The sequence below is a fragment of the Halobellus limi genome, from assembly GCF_004799685.1.
GTDB classification, from domain to species: Archaea; Halobacteriota; Halobacteria; order Halobacteriales; family Haloferacaceae; genus Haloquadratum; species Haloquadratum limi.
The window spans coordinates 1,863,766-1,882,620 of record NZ_CP031311.1 but is presented as its reverse complement, the minus strand read 5'-3'; the positions used below and the strand labels follow the sequence as shown (position 1 = coordinate 1,882,620).

The window sequence follows — 18,855 nt, the reverse complement described above, 5'->3', positions numbered from 1 at the left end:
ATAGCCGAAGAGATGCCGTGAGTCGAGGAGAGCGGTCACGGCCGATCCGACAGCGGCCTCGGCCCCGATCCAGAGTGCGAAAGCGCCCTCCGCTCGGCGAGTCGTGTGGGACTGGTGTCGACCACGGGGGAAAACGCTTTGACGGTATTCGGTATAGGAGGGAACGTGACTCTCAGACAGCTCTTCGACCCCTCGGGGATCGCCGTCGTCGGCGCGTCGGCGACCGAGGGAAAGATCGGGTACGAAGCGATGGCGAACGCCGCGGAGTTCGACGGGCCGGTGTATCCGGTGAACCCCTCCGCCACGGGGGAGCTGTTCGGCTCGACGTTCGTCCCCTCGGTGACCGAAATCGACGGCGACGTCGACCTCGCGCTCTGTTGTGTCCCGGGACCGGCGACACCGGACGTGCTCGAGGAGTGCGGGGAGGCGGGCATCGGCGCGGCCGTCATCTACGCCAGCGGGTTCGCCGAGGCCGGCGAGGAGGGCGAGGAGCTACAGGCGGCTATCGTCGAGATCGCCGAGGAGTACGACATCTCGCTGCTCGGACCGAACACCAGCGGGTTTCTGGTCCCCGGGACCGACCTGCGGTGCACGTTCGCCAGCGGCGCCGAGGAGATCCCGGCGGGGAACACTGCGGTCATCGCCCAGAGCGGCGGTGTCGCACACGTCCTGGCGTTCCAGTCGCGGCGACAGGGACGCGGCATCTCCGCGATGGTCGGCCTCGGGAACCGGGCCAACGTCGGCTTCGCCGAGACCGTCGAGTACTTCGACGGCGACGACCGGACGGACGCCATCGCCCTCCACGTCGAGGGGACCGACGACGGCCGCCGGCTGCTCGAAGCCTGCCGCGAGAGCGACACGCCGGTGATCGCGTACAAGGTCGGCCAGTCCGACGTCGGCGACTTCGCCGAGTCGCACACGGGCGCGCTCACGGGCGATCACGAGCTGTACACCGCGGGGTTCGCCCAGTACGGCGTCCCGACGGTCGACGCCACCGACGACCTGCTGGACGCCGCCGCGGCGCTCGGGAACTCTCCCACCCCGGACGGCCCGAACGTCGGAGTCGTGACCGCCCAGGCGGGCCCGGGCATCATCATCACCGACCGCATCCAGCGCGCCGGCGGGCGGCTTCCGGAGCTGACGGAGGCGACCCAGGAACGCGTCGACGAGATCCTCCCCGGAATCACCTACGCCGACAACCCCGTCGACACCGGCCGGCCGATGCCCGCGTTCGGCGACGTCGTCACTGCCGTCGCCGAGGACGACCGGATCGACATCGTCCTCGTCTACGAACTGTTCGAGGCGGCGCTCGGTCTGCCGGTCGAGGAACTCGACGGTCTCGCAGAACGCGTCGACAAGCCCGTGCTGTTCGCGACCGAGGGGATCGAAGAGGATCTGGCCGACGAGCGCGAGGCGCTGAAAGACGTCGGCGTGCCGTTCTTCGAGACGCCCGAACGCGCGGCCGAGGCCGCCGGCGCGCTCGCCCGGTACGCGCAGTTACACGGCGACGACCGCGTCGCCGACGGCGGATCGACGCCTGCCGGGGTCGTCACCGACGGGAACGCGTCTGCTGGAGCCGCCGCCGACGGGCACGCGCCTGCCGGGGCTGCCGACGAGGAGGTGTCGACCGATGAGTGAGGCCCTCCCGGAACCGATCGCCGCCGCTCGCGCCGACGGCCGGGACACGCTGACCGAGGCCGAGGGGAAGCGGCTCCTCGCGTCGGTCGGCGTCGACACGCCCTCGTTCGAGGTGTGTTCGGGCGTCGACGAGGCGGTCGAGGCGGCCGAGACCGTCGGCTACCCGGCGGTCGTCAAGGTGTCCTCGCCGGACGTCACGCACAAGAGCGAGTGGGCCGGCGGCGTCGGCGTCGCCGTCGGTCTCGACACCCCCGACGCGGTTCGAGGGGCCGTCGAGGCGATCTTCGACGCCGCGGCGGAGCGCGGAATCGAGGCCGACGTCCTCGTCGAGGCGGCGGCGGACCTGGAACGAGGGACCGAGGTGATCGTCGGCGGGGTCCGGGACCCGTCCTTCGGTCCGGTCGTACTCACCGGGCTGGGCGGCGTCTTCACCGAGATCTTCGAGGACACCAGCCACCGGATCGCCCCGATCGACGCCGCCGAGGCCCGCGGGATGCTCGCGGAACTGCAGTCCGCGCCGCTGCTCTCGGGCTACCGCGGGAGCGACCCCGCGGACGTGCAGCGTCTCGCGGAGGTGATCGTAGCCGTCGGCGACCTGGTCGACGACCACCCGATCGCCGAACTCGACGTCAATCCAGTTCTTGCGACGACCGATGGAGTGATGGCGCTCGATGCGCTGGTCGTACTCGAGGAACGATAATGTACGAACGCACCTGGACGGTCCGGTTCTCGGACACCGACCCGCACGGCATCGCTCACTACCCCCGCATCGTGGACGCGCTCCACGAGACCTCGGACATGTTCATGCAGGAGATCGGCTATCCCTTCTGGGAGCTCACGGAGAACTACGACTTCGGGTTCCCGCTCGTCGATATGCAGTTCGAGTTCAAGGCGCCGCTCCACGCGGGCGACGACGTCCGGATGACGCTGACGCCGGACCCCAGCACGCGGGCCGTCCGGTTCGAGTACGAGGCGTACAACGGCGACACGCTCGCGTTCTCGGGATACGAACAGCGCGTCTGCGCCGAGACCGGCGGCGGCGGCGCCGTCGAGATCCCCGAGGAGATCCACTCGAAGTTCGTCGAGTACGCCGAGGAGTAATCGCAGCGAGAGTACGGGACGGCTTTCTCCGGACCCCGTGTGGCGCCGCGACGCCGGCTCCCTCCGCGAGCGGAGCGACCGCGCTCGGTCGACCGGGAGTGGTTGGCGAACAGTCGGCACCCGCTCGCGAGGCGTTCGCCGGCGGCGTCGCCGCCGGTTCCGTTCCCCGCTCGGTTCCCGCGCCGACGTGCCGAGCAACCGCGACCCGGCGCGGGGTGGTCGTCAACTCACGGGCCGTCTGGTCCCGGTATCGTATATAAACCCTCGCCGGGAGCGTCGGACCCGGCGATACGCTTTTAGGAATTACGCGAGTAACTCGGTGTATGGCGGAGTTCGAGAACCCGTACGCGACCAATGACCCGTTCGTCGAGGCGCACTTCGACTGTCTGAACTGCGGCGGTAAGCTCTGGGAGTACGCGATCCAGCGACAGATGGTGTGTGAGGACTGTCGGTCGCTCTTCAGCACCGAGGAGGTCTTCGAGGCGCAGTCGACAGAGACCGCCGAAGCCACCGCATAGGGGCGCGCCCCGGTCGTCGGTGTCGTCGAAATCACGGTACAGGCCGTTCTGAGGGACACCTGTGCCGTTTTGTGGCGTGCGAGCCTCCAACACACTTATTATCGAGTTTCACGAATAATCGCGTATGGCACAGCAAGAGCCAGAGGAACTCCTAGAGATGAGTTCCGATACACGGAGCATCCTCGAGGAGCACGACCTCCGTCCGCTCTGGGAAGTCGAAGACGAGATGGGTACCGTCCTCGACGATCCGGAGGCGGACATCTGGAAGTGGGACGACATCAAGGAGTCCATCGACGCGATCGAACGCGACGTCCCGATCGCGGACCTGCCGCCGGGGTTCCAGCGACGGGTCGCCGTGCCGATCAACACGGCGAACGCCATCTCGAACACGATCTACGTCGGGATCCAGACGGTGTCACCGGGCGAGACCGCGCCGTCGCACCGCCACGGGGCGAACGCGCTGCGCTTCACGATCGACGGCCACGAGGATATGAAGACGGTCGTCGCCGGTGAGGAGTTCCCGATGAAGGACAACGACCTCATCACGACGCCGCAGTGGGAGTGGCACGACCACGTCAACGAGAGCGACGAGACCGCCGCGTGGCTCGACGTGCTCGACCTCCCGCTGGTCCTCGACTCGCTGAACGCCAAGAACACCTTCGAGTACCACGAACTCGAACGCCAGCCGGTCACGAAGAGCCAGGGCTACTGGGCCTCCCAGTACGGTCGCGGCCGGGCGCAGGAGGACCTCAAGGAGGACGGCATCCCCGGTCCCTTCGAGGGGAACCGGGAGCCGACGCCGCCCTACCGGTTCCAGTGGGAGGAGATGGTCGAGTCGCTGCACCAGCGCGCCGACAACAACGACCCGAACCCGAACGACGGCTACAGCCTCTCGTACGTCAACCCCGCCAGCGGCGAACCGCCGCTGTTCCCGACGATGTCGTTCCGCGCGCAGTTGATGCAGGAGGACACCGACCCGCACTTCCACAACATGACCGAGGTGTTCTTCGTCATCGACGGCGAGGGTATCACTCACATCGGCGACGAGGCCTTCGAGTGGAGTAAGTGGGACATCTTCATCGTCCCGCCGGACGAGATCCACCACCACGAACCTCACGGCGAGGCGACGCTGCTCGCGATGACCGACCGGCCGGTGTTCGAGGCGTTCAACCTCTACGCCGAGGCCGAGCCGTCGTCGTAGCGACGACGGCTCGGCCGTCGAGGCCGTCTGCGACGCTGCGCTCTGCACTCTCTACCGCCCGAAACGGGAGTCGCTAACACACCGCTTCTGGACCATACACTTTTATATTCCATTATAATTATTGTGCCACACGGTATGGCTCGTGATGACACCTCAATTCGACGACGGACGTATCTAAAAGGTGCTGGGGCGACCAGTACACTCGCGATCACCGGTCTCGCCGGTTGCACGCTCGGCGGCGGGGGTGGAGACGACGGCGGTGACGGTAGCGGTGACGGCGGCGGCGACGGTGGCGACAGCGGAGACGGCGGCGGAGACAGCGGTGGGGACGGCGGCGGCGACACGACGCCGCTCACCATCGCGGGGACGGTTCCGGAGACGGGGAGTTTCTCCTCGCTCGGCGAGGACCTCCGACGCGGCTACGAACTCGGCGTCGCCCGGATGAACGAAGAGCTCGACCGCGACGTCGAGCTCATCCTCCGCGACGACGAGAGCGACGCGCAGACGCTCCGCGAACAGCTCCAGGCCATCGTCAGCAACAACGACGTCAACATGATCTGGGGGAGCTTCTCCAGCCTGCTCGTCACGGCCGGGAGCGCCTTCGCGGAGAACCAGGGGCTTCCCTTCCTCGGCATCGCGTTCGCCTACGAGGCACCGCACCGAAACGACAACTACGAGTGGACGTTCGCGCCGTTCCCGAAGTCCCGCGACGTCGCCCGCTCGACGCTCGGGACGCTCCAGCTCATCCCCGAGGAGGAGCGACCGACGAACGTCGGTATCTGGGAGCCCAACTCGGGCTGGGGTGAGGAACAGGCCCAGTACTGGGAGGACACTCTCAGTGAGGCGGGCTACGACGTCGTGATGCGAGAGGTCTTCGAGATCGGTTCCTCGGACTTCTCGACGCTCATCTCGCAGGCCGAGAGCAACGAGGTCGAAGTGCTGCTGTCGAACCCGACGCCGCCGGGCGGCATCACCGCGGTCAACCAGATGCAGTCGAACAACTGGGCCCCGAAGATGCTGAAGTTCGTCCGCGGCGCCGACCCGTCCGCCTGGTGGTCCGCCCTCGGCGAGTCCGGCGCGTACGCCCTGATGTGCCCCGGCTGGGTGCCCGGTCTGACGGGCAACGGCAACGCGGCGCTCCGCGAGACGTTCTTCAACGAGTACGACATCGAGAGCGAGTACATGCCCGCGAACGTCGGCGGGTCGTACAACCTGACGCAGGTCGCCCAGCAGGCCGTCGAGGCGGCCGGCTCCGTCGAGCCCACCGCGGTTCGCGACGCGCTCCGCAGCACGGAGTTCGAGACCGTGATCGGCTCGTTCACCTTCGAGGAGAACGGGCTGCCCACCGAGGGCGAACTGACCGCGCCGACCGGCCAGTGGTGGGAGGGCGCACAGCGACTGGCGTACCCGGACACCGATTCCGAGCGCGCTATCGACTTCCAGTACCCGATCCCGCCGTGGAGCGAGCGATGACCGGCCGGACAGAAGCCGTACACGCCTGACGATGGTCGCAACCGACCTGCTCACCCAATCGGTGGTGAACGGTCTGCTGCTCGGGGGCATCTACGCCCTCGCAGCCCTGGGCCTCTCGCTCGTCTTCGGGATTATGGACATCGTGAACCTCGCGCACGGCCACATGCTGATGGTCGGTGCGTACGTCGCGATCCTCGTCTTCGCGGCGACGGGAATCACGCCGCTGGTGGGGATGCTGCTCGCGATGGTCCTGATGTTCGGCCTCGGCGTCCTGTTGCAGAAGGTGCTCCTGAAGCACGTCGTCGACGAGGGGCTCGAACAGCCGATCATCGTGCTGTTCGGTCTCGCGTTGATCCTGCAGAACCTCGGTCGCGTCCTGCTCGGCGGCGACGCCCGAACCGCCGACATCGGCATCCCAGGAGACGGATTCGAGCTCGGGTTCGCGTTCATGTCGTTCCCGCGGACGGTGACGTTCGTCGTCTCCGTTCTGCTGATCGTCCTCACCTGGGCGTTCCTGCAGTACACGAAGACGGGACAGGCGATTCGGGCGACCGCGCAGAACCGAACCGCCGCGAAGTACATGGGGATCAACACCGATCAGATCTACGTCATCACGCTCGGCATCGGGACGGCGCTGGCCGGCGCGGCCGGCGCGCTGCTCTCGATGCTGTTCCCCATCGACCCGTACGTCGGGTGGTCCTACCTGCTGAAGACGTTCGCCGTGGTCGTCCTCGGCGGCGTCGGCAGCGTCATCGGGACGCTCGTCGGGGGCCTCGTCCTCGGCGTCTCGGAGAACCTCGGTGCGCTGTATCTCGGCGGCGGCTACCGCAACGTCGTGAGCCTGCTCATCTTCCTGGTCGTCCTGCTCGTCAAGCCCGAGGGCCTCTTCGGTGGCTCGGGAGGTGGTGAGTAGTGGCGCTCCTCGAGAAGGCGCCCGGCGAGTCGCTCGCCACCGATCGGCGCGTGCAGGGGCTCGGCGTCCTCGCCGTGCTCTGGTTAGTGACGGTTCCGTTCACCACGACGGACTCGCTGACCGGGCTCATCCTCACGGGGCTGGTCTTCGTGATGCTCGGCGTCTCTTGGAACCTGCTCGCCGGCTACGCCGGGCAGATCTCGCTGGGTCACGCCGCGTTCTTCGGGATGGGCGCGTTCGTCTCCGCGTGGCTCACGACGCCCTCTGCGGCCGGGTTCCCCGGCTCGATCGAACTACCGCTCCTCGTGGCGATCCCGATCGGTGCGCTCGCGTCGGCGCTCATCGCCCTGGTGATCGGACCGGTCATCTTCCGGCTCACCGGCCACTACTTCGCCATCGGGACGCTCGCGCTCGCGGCCGTCATCGAACTCGTGATGCTCGACCGCCGGGACCTGACCGGCGGCGCGACCGGCTACTACGTGAACGCCGACCTCTCGATCGGGGAGGCCATCTCCCACGGCGACGTGATGTTCTTCCTCACGCTCGTCGCGACGGTCGCCACGGTGGTCGTCACCTACCTGATCGTCCGCGGACCCACCGGCCTCGGAATGAAGGCGATCCACGACGACGAGGACGCCGCGAGCAGTCTCGGCGTCAACCCGCTGAAGTACAAGATGTACGCGTTCGTCGTCTCTTCGTTCTTCGCGGGGCTGGCCGGCGCGCTGTACGGCCACTACACGCTGTACATCAATCCCCAGTCGACGCTCGCGGTGACGTGGACGATCGACTCGCTCGTCATCGTCATCCTCGGCGGGATGGGCACGTTCGCCGGGCCGATCTTCGGGTCCGCGTTGTTCCTGCTTCTCGACAACGGTCTCTCGGCGATCGTCGGCGGGTTCTCCTCTGCGGTCGAGGGGATCTTGATCATCCTCTTCATCATCTTCCTCCCGACGGGGCTCTACGGCCTCATCAAGGAGTACCTCGTCGAGGAGACGGTCGAGACCGACGCCGCCCACGACTGAGTCGGCTCGGTTCTCGCGCTTTTCTTTTTTCTGTTTCCGACGCCGTTCGGAAAAAAGCCTACAGCGTCCCGGCTACGCGCCGAGGTACGACTCTTCGACGCGCTCGTCCTGTGCGAGCTCCTGGGCCGTCCCCGACAGCGAGATCTCGCCGGTCTTGATGACGTAGCCGCGGTCGGCCACGCGGAGCGCGTTGTAGATGTCCTGCTCGACGAGGAGTACGGTCGTTCCCTCGTCGTTGATCCGCTGGATGGCCTCGAAGACGTCGTCGACGAGCACCGGCGCGAGTCCGAGGCTGGCCTCGTCGAGGAGCAGCAGGTCGGGGTCGCTCATCAGCCCGCGGCCGATCGCGAGCATCTGCTGTTCGCCGCCCGACAGCGTCCCGGCCTGCTGTTTCGCGCGCTCTTCGAGACGCGGGAAGATGTCGTAGACGCGTTCGAGGCGCTCGTCCATCCCGCTGCGGTCGAGGTACGCCCCCAGTTCGAGGTTCTCGCGGACGGTGCTCTCGGTGAACACCTCTCTCCCTTCGGGAACGTGGGCGACGCCCTTCGCGACGACGTCCTCGTGCGGCATGTCGCCGATCGACTCGCCCTTGTATCTGATCTCCCCGTCCATAGGGGAGAGGTCGCCACAGATCGTCTTCAGCGTCGTCGTCTTCCCCGCACCGTTGGCTCCCAGCAACGCCACGGTCTCGCCCTTGTCGACGGAGAGGCTCACGTCCCAGAGGACCTGCACGTTGCCGTACGCGACGTCTATCGAATCTACTTCGAGCAGTGACATCGATTGTCACGTCGTACGTCGGCGGCTTTCTTAAGCCTACCTTTCGGGCAGCGTCCGGCGGAGGCGGACGAGGGCGGGGAACTCGGGGCCGTCCGGCTGCCGGTGCGCGCGCGAGGAGGGCGACCGCCGATCGATCGCCACGGCAGTCCCTCTTCGTCACGGCGGTCGATCCGAAAGAACAGCGGGTCGGACGTCGCTCTTGGCCCCACTCGCGAACGGGCCGACGGCCTACTCCTGGCCGCCCTTCGTGACGTTGGCGTCGGCGTAGGAGACGTCGCGGCCGGTGACCTCGACGGTCATCGAGCCGACGTCTTCGATCTCGGCGTCGATGGTGTCGCCGTCGTGGAGTTCGCTCACGCCCTCGGGCGTTCCGGTGGTGATGACGTCGCCGACTTCCAGCGTCGCGCCCAGCGAGGCGTACTGGACGACGTCGGCGCAGGTGTAGACCATGTCGCCGGTGTTCTCGTACTGGCGGCGCTCGCCGTTGAGCTGCAGTTCCATCTGGAGGTCCTGCGGGTCGTCGATCTCGTCGGCGGTGACGACGCACGGCCCGATGACGGTGAACGTGTCGTAGGACTTGCGGTTCGAGCGGTCCTGGTCACCGCGCAGGGAGATGTCGAGCAGGATCGTGTACCCGAAGATGTGGTCCCAGGCCTCCTCGGCGGAGACGTCCTTGGCCTCCTCGCCCATCACGAACGCGAGTTCGACCTCGTGGTCCGTCCGGCGGTCCTCGAACGGGAGTTCGATCCCGTGGTCCGGGCCGACGACGCTGGAGGGCGCTTTCAGGAAGTAGCCCTTGTCCTTGATCGAGAACCACTCGTCGGTGGTGATGTCCTTGTCGGCGATGGCCTCCTCGATGTGGTTCTCGTAGTTCAGCGGCGCGGCGATGACCTTCCCCGGTCGGCCGACGGGCGAGCCGATCTCGACGTCCTCGACGTCGTGGTCGGGATCCTCGTCCTCGTATTCGGCGGCGTCGTAGTCGCCCTCGATGTACTCGACGAGGGGTTCGTCGCCGTCGAGCCCGAGGCGGTCCGAGAGGTCGATGACGCCGGTGCCGTCGTCGGTGAGCAGTCCGAGCTGGTCGTCGTCGTAGCGGACGAATCGCATACGCGAATCATCGGCGGAATCCGTGATAAAAGATGCCTTTCGGCGCGAGCGTCGGGTCGGACGGCCGAAAGCGAGACGGCGAGGGGACCGCCCTACAGGTAACTCTCCGTCCGACTCAGTTCGACGTCGCCCGCGACGTCCTCGCGGAAGTGCTCCGAGAGCGACTCCAGCGTCCAGCCGTCGGGACTGACGCCGACGGCTTCGGTCGCCGGGTCGGAGAAGACGCCGACGCGGTCGCCGCCGGCGTACAGCGTACAGCCCGTGACGTCCTCGGCCGCCTCGCTGGCCAGGTAGGCGACGAGCGGCGCGACCTTCTCGGGGGGCATCTCCGATTCGGTGTAGGGTCGGTGCTCCTCCGGCACCGTCTCGGTCATCCGCGTGTAGCCGTTCGGAACCAGCGCGTTCACCCGGACGTTCGAGCGGATCAGTTCGTTCGACACCGAGCGGACCATCCCGAGGACGCCGGCCTTCGCGGCGGCGTAGTTCGCCTGGCCCAGGCTGCCGCGCGCCGCCCCGGCGCTGACGGCGAGATACGAGCGCTGGCGGTCGAATCCGCCGTCGTCAGACTCGTCCCCGTCGCTCTCGACGCTCTGTTCCTCACTCGCTTCTCGCCAGTGCTTCGCGGCGGCACGCAGCGGCGCGAACTGGCCGGTGAGGTTCGTCTCGATCACCTCACGCCAGTCCTCCTCCGAGAGTTTGTAACTGATCCCGTCGCGGAGGATGCCAGCGAAGTTGCAGACGAAGTCCACGCGACCGTACTCCGCGACGGTGTCGGCGATCAGGCGCTCGGCGTACTCGAAGTCGCTCACGTCGCCGTGGTGGGCGGTCGCGGTGCCGCCCCGCTCGCGGATCGCCTCGGCGACGTCCTCGGGGACGGACGCGTCGCTGCCCGTGCCGTCGACCTCGCAGCCGAGGTCGTTGACGACCACCCGCGCGCCGTGGGCAGCGAGTTCGTGGGCCGCGGCCCGTCCGAGGCCGTTACCCCCGCCGGCGACGATGCAGACCGTCCCGTCGACCATCTCAGAACGGGAACTCCCGCGGTTCGTGCTGCAGGGAGATCCACTTCTTCTCGGTCACCTCGTCGAGGAAGTCCGTGGAGTTGTAGCCGCCGAGACCGGAGGCCTTCGTGCCGCTGAAGGGGACGTGCGCCTCGTCGTTGATGCCCTGGTCGTTGACGTGGATGTTGCCCGAGTCGATCCGCTTTGCGATCTGCAGCCCCGTGCCGATGTCGCCGGCGTGGACCGAGCCGGTGAGCCCGTACTCGGTGTCGTTGGCCATCTCGACCGCCTCGTCGACGTCCGAGAAGGGGATCACGGGCGCGATGGGACCGAAGTGCTCGTTGCAGGACGCCGCCATATCGTTCGTCGCATCGGAGAGCACCGTGGGACGGACGACCAGCGAGTCCTCGACGCCTTCGAGCTCAACCGTCTCTCCGCCCGTTTCGAGGGTCGCGCCGGCCTCGATCGACTCCTCGACGTACCCGAGCATCTCGTCGCGCTGGGACTCGTTGATGATGGGGCCGAGTACGACCTCGTCGTGGGCGCTGCCGGCCGGGAGGCTCTCTGCGCGCTCGGTCAGTCGCTCGACGTACTCGTCGTAGACGTCCTCGTGGACGAGGTGGCGGTTGATCGAGATGCAGACCTGCCCCTGGTGGATGAACGAGCCGAAGATCGCGGCGTCGATCGCCTGGTCGAGGTCCGCCTCGTCGGTGACGATGTGGGCGTTGTTGCCGCCGAGTTCCATCGCCGGGACCGCGAGGTTCTCCGCGGCGAGACCGGCGACGTGCTGGCCGACCTCGGTCGATCCGGTGAACGCGACGACGTCGCTGTCGGGGTGGCCGGCGAGGTGGTCGCCGATCTCCGAGCCGCTTCCGGTGACGACGTTGATCACGCCGGGCGGGATGCCGGCCTCCTCGGCCAAGCGGGCCCAGACGAGGCCGCCGACGATCGGCGCGTCGGTCGCCGGCTTGAGGACGACCGAGTTGCCCGCGGCGATCGCCGGCGCGAGCGCCCGCGCCGTGAGGTTCAGCGGGAAGTTCCACGGCGAGATGACCGTGACGACGCCCTCGGGTTCGCGGTAGACGATGTTCTCCTTGCCGGGGATGTTCGAGGCGGCGGTCTCACCCTTCATCCGCCGGGGGAGCGTCGCGGCCTCCGCGAGGTGGTCCTGCGTGATCTGGATCGAGGTCTCGCCGACGCCGTGGATGCCGCCGATCTCGGTGGTGATCAGTTCGATGATCTCCTCTGAGTGCTCTTCGATCGCCTGAATGAGTCCCTGGACGGCCTCCTCGCGCGCGGCCGGGGGCTGTTCGCCCCACTCCTTCTGTGCCTCGACGGCCGCCTCGTAGGCGGCGTCTACGTCGCCCTCGGTTCCGCTGGGGACCTCCGTGACGACCTCCCGCGTGGACGGATCTTCGACGGGCGTGGACTCGCCGCTCTCGGATTCGACCCACTCGCCGTCGATATAGAGTTTGTTCCAGTCCGCGTCGATGCTGTATCGTGACTGGCCTTCGAGTGCCATAGGTCATACTTACCGTGATTCACTAATGAAAGTTTGGTCAGATTACGGCGTTTACCGGTAGTGACCGGGTTACACGGATGATATCGGAACTCTCGACGGGCGTTTTTGTTCCGGAACCGAAAGAAAACACTAAGCGGTGCTGGCGACACGCTCTGACCGAACTACGGCGTCGCCGGCGCTCCGGGTTCGGACGGCCGGCGCTCGTGACACATTATGACAGACGTGCAAGACTCCGCCCTCGACTCGCTCACCAGTTGGCTCATCGTCGCGCTGGGCGTCCTCCTGCTCGTGCTCATCTGGGGAATCGTCTTCACGTTCACCGTGTACTCCCAGGCGCTGGGTGAGGCGTTCGGGCTCACGAGCCTTCGCGTCTCGTCGATCTTCTCCATCACGACGGCGGCGTTTTACGTCGCCGGCGGCGCGATCGGCGTCCTCATCGCCCGGGTACCGCTGCGGCCGGTCGTCGCGGCCGCCGGCGTCGTCTTCGCCACGGCCGTCGCGCTGTTGCAGGTCTCCGCCTCCTTCGCGGGACTGGTGCTCGCCTTCGGACTGCTCGGGACGGCCGGCGGGACGGTGTTCGTCGTCGTCATCTCGCTGGTCCCGCAGTGGTTCGAGAAGTACCAGGGACGGGCGATGGGGATCACGATGACCGGGAACGGACTCGGCGTCTTCGTCCTGCCGCCGGTGTGGGTCTGGCTGCTCGAACGGACCTCCGTCAGGGGCGCGTTCGCGGTCGTCGGCGGAGCGACGGTGGGGGCCATCCTGCTCGCGAGCCTCCTGTACCGTCGACCGCCGGGGCGCCGGGGAACGGACGTCTCGCCGGTCGACGCGACGTGGTTCCGATCGAACCTGACCGACCGCGCGTTCCTGGCGTCGCTCGCGGGCTTTGCGCTCATCTGGAGCTGGTACTTCGTGCTCTCGGCGGACTTCGTCGGCATCCTCACGGAGAACGGCATCCGCCGGACGCTCGCGGCCACGGCGTTCGGGATCGTCGGCGGCGTCAGCGTCGCCGCCCGCGTCGCCAGCGGCGAGTTCGCCGACCGGATCGGGATGCGGGTGACGCTCACCGCGGGCGTCGTCCTCGCGGCGCTCGGGATGGGCGCCCTCCCGCTGGTGACGACGCCGCTCCCGATGTACGCCTTACTCGTCCTGTTCGGCGTCGGCCTCGGGGCGGTCGCGCCGCTGTTCTCGCCGATCATCATCGAGCGGTTCGGGCCGGCGAACGCGACGGCCATCGTCGGGATCTTCACGGTCGCGGAGGCGACGACGGCGTTCTCGATCCCGATCGCGCTGAACGTGCTCCGGGGACTCACCGGCGGCTACGCCCCGCCGCTCTTGGTGATCGGCGCCGCGACGCTCCTCGGCGCGTGGCTGTTCTACCGGGGAACGGCTCCGCTGGACGCCTGAGACTGATTACTCTCGTCTCTTATCGCCGAGCGCCGGGGGGTGGGTTCGGCGGTAAAAAGTGAGAGTAATCAGTACGAGACGCGTACACGTCCCCGATCCGATCGATGCCGGTCGGTCCTGGACAGAGACGCCGCTCAGCGACGACGCGTGGCTCGATCGTGGGCGGAGACGCCGCTCAGTGGTGGCGAACAGTCGGCACCCGCGTCGGACGACCGGCCGGTTCCTCGCCTAACTGGCAGCCGTCGTTCTCGTGCCCGCGCCGACGTGCCGAACGACCGCGACCCGACGCGGGACTGCCTTCAGGTCACGGAGACTGTGGTCCCGCCATCGTTGATAAACGCTCGCGTGATCGAAATCGCGGATCGAAAAGGAACGCGTGCCGGTCCTTCGGCCGCGACCCCGCTTACCGTCCGTCCGCCAGCCCCGCCGCCAGCGCCTCGATCGGCGTCGGCGGCTCGTCCCTGTCGGCGTCGCCGTCGGGCAACAGCGCGCGGTCGACCGTCGCGCCGAGGTCGTTGAGCTGCGTCCGACACGAGGCACCGGGGGCGACGACCGATTCGGCCTCGCTGTCGTCGACCTGCCCCTTCAGGGTGTCGCCGATCGCCTGGCTCATCGCGCGGTGTTCGGCCTCGTACCCGAAGGAGCCGGCCATCCCACAGCACCCCGAATCGAGCGGATCGACGCGGTAGCCCGCCCGCCGGAGGACGCCGACGGCGTGGTGGTCCTTCTTCGTCGCCTTCTGGTGGCAGTGGCCGTGGTAGGCGACCGAGCGATCAGGAGTGGCAAAGTCGATCGCTTCGTCGAGTCGGAACGTGTCGAGGTACTCGCAGACGCCGTAACTGTTCGCCTGGACGCTCTCGACGTCGTCGCCGGCGAGGAGGTCGCCGTAGTCCGACTGGAGCATCACCGCGTCGGAGGGCTCGGCGACGACGACGTCCCAGCCCTCCTCGATCCGCGGCGCGAGCGCGTCGACCGCCTCCTGTGCGGTCTCCCGGGCGACGTCGAGGTAGCCCTTCGAGAAGGCCGGTCGACCGCTGTCGGTCACGTCCGCGACGTCGACGTGGACGCCGGCGGCTTCGAGCACCTCGACCGCGGCCTTCCCGACCTCGGGGTGACTGTAGTTCGTGTACGTGTCCGGGAGGAGGAGGGCGTGGCGGTCCGCCTCGCCGACCGTGACGCGGGAGCCGCCGCGGGCCTCGAACCAGTCCTGCAGCGTCTCGCGCTCGAACGTCGGGAGCGTGCGGTCGCTCGCGATGCCGATCGTCTCCTCCAGCACGGTTCGCGCGCCCGGCACCTTCGCGGCCCAGTTCGAGACCGGCGCGAACGCGCTGCCGACCTTCGCCAGCGTGTCGACGTTCGCGAACAGCTTCGAGCGGAGCGACGAGCCGTGTTCCTCGTGGTGGGCGTGGGTCACCTCGGCCTTCAGCTTCGCCATATCGACCTCGCTCGGGCAGTCGTTCGCACAGCCCTTACAGCCGATGCAGAGGTCCATCACCTCGGTGACGAACTCGTCGTCGGTCGGATCGTCCGGGAGGTCTCCGCTCATCGCCTGCCGGAGCATGTTCGCCCGACCGCGCGTCGCCTGAATCTCCTCGTCGGCCGCGCGGTAGGTCGGGCACATCACGCCGCCTTCGGTCTGCTGGGTGCGGCAGCCGCCGCAGCCGTGACAGAGTTCGACCATCCCCTGCATCCCGTTCTCGTTGTCCCACACCAAGGCGGGGTCGAACCCGGCGTCGAACTCGTAGTCGGGATCGAAGCGGAGGTTCTCCGTGAGCGCGACGTCGCCGCAGACCTGCCCCGGATTGAGGAGCCAGTCGGGGTCGAACGCGGTCTTGAGGTCCTGGAACGCGAACCAGAGGTCGTCGCCGTAGAGCTTCCGGTTCCACTGGGTCCGCGCGCGGCCGTCGCCGTGCTCGCCCGAGACCGACCCGCCGAGTTCGACGACGAGGTCGGTGACGGCCTCGCCGATCGCCTCCATCGCGTCCAGGTCCGTCTGGGACTTGGTGTTCACGAGCGGGCGGACGTGCAGGACGCCCGGCCCGGCGTGGGCGTAGAACGAGGCGAACGTGTCGTGTTCTTCGAGGACCGACTGGAACTCCGTGACGAACTGCGGGAGGTGTTCCGGCGGGACGGCGCAGTCCTCCAGGAAGCTGATGTGCTTGGCGTCGCTCGTCCGGCTCAGGAGGATCGGGAGACCCGACTTCCGGAGCTTCCAGAGTTCCTTTCTATCCTCGTCGTCGTGGGCCTCTAAGGCGTCGAAGGCGTAGCGGTCGGGGTCGGCGGTCGTCTCGGCGTCGCCTCCGCCGCCCGCAGCGTCACCGCGATCGGGAACGCGATCGTCCAGGAGGGCCTGCACTTTCTCGCGACCGGCCTCGTCGCTCTCGGCGTAGAACTCGACCAGCAGCGCCGCCTCCGTGCGGTCGGGGAGCTTCCCCGCGACCTCCTCGAACTCGCTCGTGTTCGACGCAAGTTCGATCAGCACGTCGTCGATGAGTTCGACCGCCGCCGGGTCGTGTTCGAGCACGTGGACGACGTCGCTGACGGTGTCGACGACGCTGTCGTACGTCAGGAGCGCGACCGACTTCGTCTCCGGGACCGGCTCCAGCGAGACGGTGGCCTCCGTGACGACCGCGAGCGTCCCCTCGGAGCCCGCGAGCAGGCGCGCGAGGTTGACGACGCCCTCCTCGCCGTACTCGCCCTCGGCCTCGGCGACGAGCCGATCGAGGTTGTACCCCGAGACGTTCCGCTTCATCTCCGGGTAGCGCTCGTGGATCTCCTCGGCGTGCTCGTCGAGCACGGCGACGACGCCCGCGGCGACTCGGGCCTCGGCGTCGCCCTCGGGGTCGGCGCGCTCGCGGAGGTCCTCGACCGCGACCTCTCCGAACGTCGTGACCGTCCCGTCCGCGAGGACTACCTCGGCCTCCTCGACGTAGTGGTCCGTCTTCTCGTAGACGAGCGAGTGCGCGCCCGTGGAGTTGTTGCCGATCGCCCCGCCGATCGCGCTGCGGTTGCCCGCCGCCGGGTCGGGCCCGAACGTCAGGCCGTACTCCGCGGCGCGGTCGTTGAGCGTCGCGAGCACCGTCCCGGCCTGGACGCGCGCCTCGCGGGCGTCGGGGTCGACGTCGTAGACCGCGTCCATATGGCGCGTGAAGTCGAGGACGACGGCCTCGTTGACCGTCTGGCCGGCGAGGCTGGTGCCGCCGCCGCGCGGGAGGACCGGGATCTCCTCCTCGGCGCAGTAGGAGACCACGCTCGCGACGTCGTCGGTCGACGTCGGGAACACCACGCCGATCGGCGTCACCTCGTAGGCGCTGGCGTCGGTGGCGTACATCTGGCGCGTGTAGGTGTCGAACCGGACCTCGCCGTCGACGCGCGGTTCGAGCGCGTCGACCAGGTCGGGTCGCTCGACCGACTCGGAGACGTACTCGTAGTCCGACCGGGCGTCTCTCGCCGGTGCGGCGCGGGCTACGCCGCCGTCGGGAACGGCATCGCCGCCGTCTGAAACGGCATCGCTGTCGCGGTCAGGCATATGCGTACTACTGTGTGTAACTATCACTTATACCCGCCGTTGTCGGCCATCGGAGCGGGGTCATCGGCCCCCGATGAGGAACGATTATGACGCTCGATTCAGTCAGATGTGGTACCGTGACACAGACTGATCGAACCTCGGTGGACCGGCTCCGGTGGTTGACCGAGCAACTGCTCGTCCGCGACGCCGACGTGCACGCGACGGCGGTCTCGGCGCTCGCCGACGAGGGCGACGAACGGGTCGTGCCGCACCTCGTCGAACTGCTGGTGATCGACAGCATCGCGAACGACTGGGAGCGCTTCGGCTTCCCGGCCGTGCTCAGAGAGCGCGATCCGCCGCGCTACCTCGAACTCCCGGAGGTCCGCTGGCCCGGCATCCGCGACGCGCTCGCGAGCCTCGCCGATCCCGACTTCGACTCCGATCACGCGTGGGTCGAGTGGGAGACGTGGTACTCCCAGCAGGAGATCGACCCGCTCGACGGGTTCGAGGAGTGGAAACTGCGGTTGTACCGGTCGTACCTCCCGCCGGTCGGCGGCCTGTTGGACTGCGAGCCGCGGGAGTTCGACCTGCAGGGGATCCGGTGGGGCAACTGCGACCGCTCGTTCCTCGCCGCGCTGAACGGGCCGACGTTCGTCCCCGGCGAGGCCGTCGACGCGAGCGGCGATGCGGACGACCGTGACGTCCCCGAGGACGACGCCCCCGAACGCTACCTCGACGACGATCACGTCGTCTTCGGCTTCGAGATCGAGGGGACGGCCTACGCCGTCCCGCGGTGGGTGCTGTTCCCGCACGAACTGCTGAACGCGGAACTCCAGGGCGTGCCGGTGAGTCTCACCTACTGCACGCTCTGTAACGCGCCGATCCTCTACGACCGGCGGGTCCCGACCGGCGGCGACGGCGCTGACGGGCCGAGCGGAGCGGACGACCCCGACGGGGCCGACGCCCTCGACGTCCGGACCTTCGGCAGCACCGGGATGCTCGCCTCGGGCAACAAGGTGATGTACGACGAGGAGACCGAGACCCTGTGGGACCAACACGCCGGGACACCGATCGGCGGCGAAACGCTCGCAACGGACCCGGACCTGTTCCTCGACCAGTTCGCCGTCACCCAGACCGAGTGGGGCGACTGGAAGGCCGAGTATCCGGCCACCCTCGCGCTCGATCTCGACACGGGCTACGGGTACGACTACTCGTACTACGACGGCAACGTCGACTTCTTCGAGCACTACTGGAACCGCGAGGAGATCGTCCAGCCCGGGGTCCGGCGCGAGGAGGGGCCGCTCCCGGAGAAGGCGTCGGTGTACGGCGTCGTCGCGGACGACCCAGACGAGGTCTGGGTGATCTCGATCGACGACCTCCGCGAGGGGGAGGGCAGCGTCCTGGAGGCCGAGATAGGAGATCGAGACGTCGTCGCCCTGCTGGATGCGACGGACGACGTCGCCGTCTACGAGGCGCCGGCGGGCCCCGTCGAGCGCGTCGAGACCGACGAGGGAGAGATCGCCCTCGTCGACGGCGAGGGGACGCGGTGGTCGCTCTCGCGGAACGAACTGCGGTCGGCGGGCGGCGAGACCCGCGAGCGGATCCCCGGCCGACACGGCCTCTGGTTCGCGTTCCGGACGCACTACGAGACGGCGCACGTGCTGTCGTAA

The 18,855-nt window shown here is 68.1% G+C and carries 15 protein-coding genes; 10 read left to right on the top strand and 5 right to left on the bottom strand.

The features are described 5' to 3' along the window. Positions 1 to 165 precede the first annotated feature (165 nt). The 8 genes from DV707_RS09235 (at position 166) to DV707_RS09200 (ending at position 7,866) form a co-directional block, all read left to right on the top strand. Positions 166 to 1,638, top strand: coding sequence for a CoA-binding protein (locus DV707_RS09235; protein WP_103992266.1), 1,473 nt, complete (start codon positions 166 to 168; stop codon positions 1,636 to 1,638). Then, positions 1,631 to 2,338: an acetate--CoA ligase family protein gene (locus DV707_RS09230; protein WP_103992265.1), complete on the top strand. Its 708-nt coding sequence runs from the start codon at positions 1,631 to 1,633 to the stop codon at positions 2,336 to 2,338. Before DV707_RS09235 ends, DV707_RS09230 begins: the two co-directional genes overlap by 8 nt. Next, positions 2,338 to 2,739, top strand: coding sequence for an acyl-CoA thioesterase (locus DV707_RS09225; protein ID WP_103992264.1), 402 nt, complete (start codon positions 2,338 to 2,340; stop codon positions 2,737 to 2,739). The genes DV707_RS09230 and DV707_RS09225 overlap by 1 nt, the downstream gene beginning before the upstream one ends. Before the next feature lie 323 nt (positions 2,740 to 3,062). Further along, a complete protein-coding gene (locus tag DV707_RS09220; RefSeq protein ID WP_103992263.1) occupies positions 3,063 to 3,257 on the top strand; it encodes a hypothetical protein in 195 nt (64 codons plus the stop codon). A gap of 124 nt (positions 3,258 to 3,381) precedes the next feature. Then, the gene (locus DV707_RS09215) at positions 3,382 to 4,458 is read left to right on the top strand and encodes a cupin domain-containing protein (RefSeq protein ID WP_235010802.1); all 1,077 of its coding nucleotides are present in this window, start codon (positions 3,382 to 3,384) and stop codon (positions 4,456 to 4,458) included. 135 nt (positions 4,459 to 4,593) lie between these two features. Beyond that, positions 4,594 to 5,931 carry an amino acid ABC transporter substrate-binding protein gene (locus DV707_RS09210; protein ID WP_103992262.1) on the top strand — a complete coding sequence of 446 codons (1,338 nt, stop codon included), beginning with the start codon at positions 4,594 to 4,596 and terminating at the stop codon, positions 5,929 to 5,931. Positions 5,932 to 5,962: 31 nt separating this feature from the next. Continuing rightward, positions 5,963 to 6,844, top strand: coding sequence for a branched-chain amino acid ABC transporter permease (locus DV707_RS09205; protein ID WP_103992261.1), 882 nt, complete (start codon positions 5,963 to 5,965; stop codon positions 6,842 to 6,844). Further along, a complete protein-coding gene (locus DV707_RS09200; RefSeq protein ID WP_103992260.1) occupies positions 6,844 to 7,866 on the top strand; it encodes a branched-chain amino acid ABC transporter permease in 1,023 nt (340 codons plus the stop codon). The genes DV707_RS09205 and DV707_RS09200 overlap by 1 nt, the downstream gene beginning before the upstream one ends. 72 nt (positions 7,867 to 7,938) lie before the next feature. Here the strand turns inward: DV707_RS09200 and DV707_RS09195 are convergent, their stop codons facing one another. From DV707_RS09195 to DV707_RS09180, 4 genes are all read right to left on the bottom strand, one after another. Next, positions 7,939 to 8,643, bottom strand: a complete 705-nt coding sequence (locus DV707_RS09195; RefSeq protein WP_235010801.1) for an ABC transporter ATP-binding protein — start codon at positions 8,641 to 8,643, stop codon at positions 7,939 to 7,941. A gap of 228 nt (positions 8,644 to 8,871) precedes the next feature. Beyond that, entirely contained in the window at positions 8,872 to 9,750 is an 879-nt protein-coding gene (locus DV707_RS09190; RefSeq protein WP_103992259.1) for a fumarylacetoacetate hydrolase family protein, read from the bottom strand. A 92-nt stretch (positions 9,751 to 9,842) separates the two neighbouring features. Further along, positions 9,843 to 10,769 carry an SDR family oxidoreductase gene (locus DV707_RS09185; RefSeq protein ID WP_103992258.1) on the bottom strand — a complete coding sequence of 309 codons (927 nt, stop codon included), beginning with the start codon at positions 10,767 to 10,769 and terminating at the stop codon, positions 9,843 to 9,845. Position 10,770: 1 nt separating this feature from the next. After that, the gene (locus DV707_RS09180) at positions 10,771 to 12,270 is read right to left on the bottom strand and encodes an aldehyde dehydrogenase family protein (RefSeq protein ID WP_103992257.1); all 1,500 of its coding nucleotides are present in this window, start codon (positions 12,268 to 12,270) and stop codon (positions 10,771 to 10,773) included. A gap of 213 nt (positions 12,271 to 12,483) precedes the next feature. On the opposite strand from DV707_RS09180, the gene DV707_RS09175 reads away from it, so the two are divergent. Then, the gene (locus DV707_RS09175; protein WP_103992256.1) at positions 12,484 to 13,677 is read left to right on the top strand and encodes an MFS transporter; all 1,194 of its coding nucleotides are present in this window, start codon (positions 12,484 to 12,486) and stop codon (positions 13,675 to 13,677) included. Positions 13,678 to 14,080: 403 nt separating this feature from the next. Here DV707_RS09175 and DV707_RS09170 read toward each other — a convergent pair whose 3' ends face one another. After that, a complete protein-coding gene (locus DV707_RS09170) occupies positions 14,081 to 17,206 on the bottom strand; it encodes an FAD-binding and (Fe-S)-binding domain-containing protein (RefSeq protein ID WP_103992255.1) in 3,126 nt (1,041 codons plus the stop codon). Between the two features lie 116 nt (positions 17,207 to 17,322). On the opposite strand from DV707_RS09170, the gene DV707_RS09165 reads away from it, so the two are divergent. After that, positions 17,323 to 18,855 carry a DUF3179 domain-containing (seleno)protein gene (locus tag DV707_RS09165; RefSeq protein ID WP_160113939.1) on the top strand — a complete coding sequence of 511 codons (1,533 nt, stop codon included), beginning with the start codon at positions 17,323 to 17,325 and terminating at the stop codon, positions 18,853 to 18,855.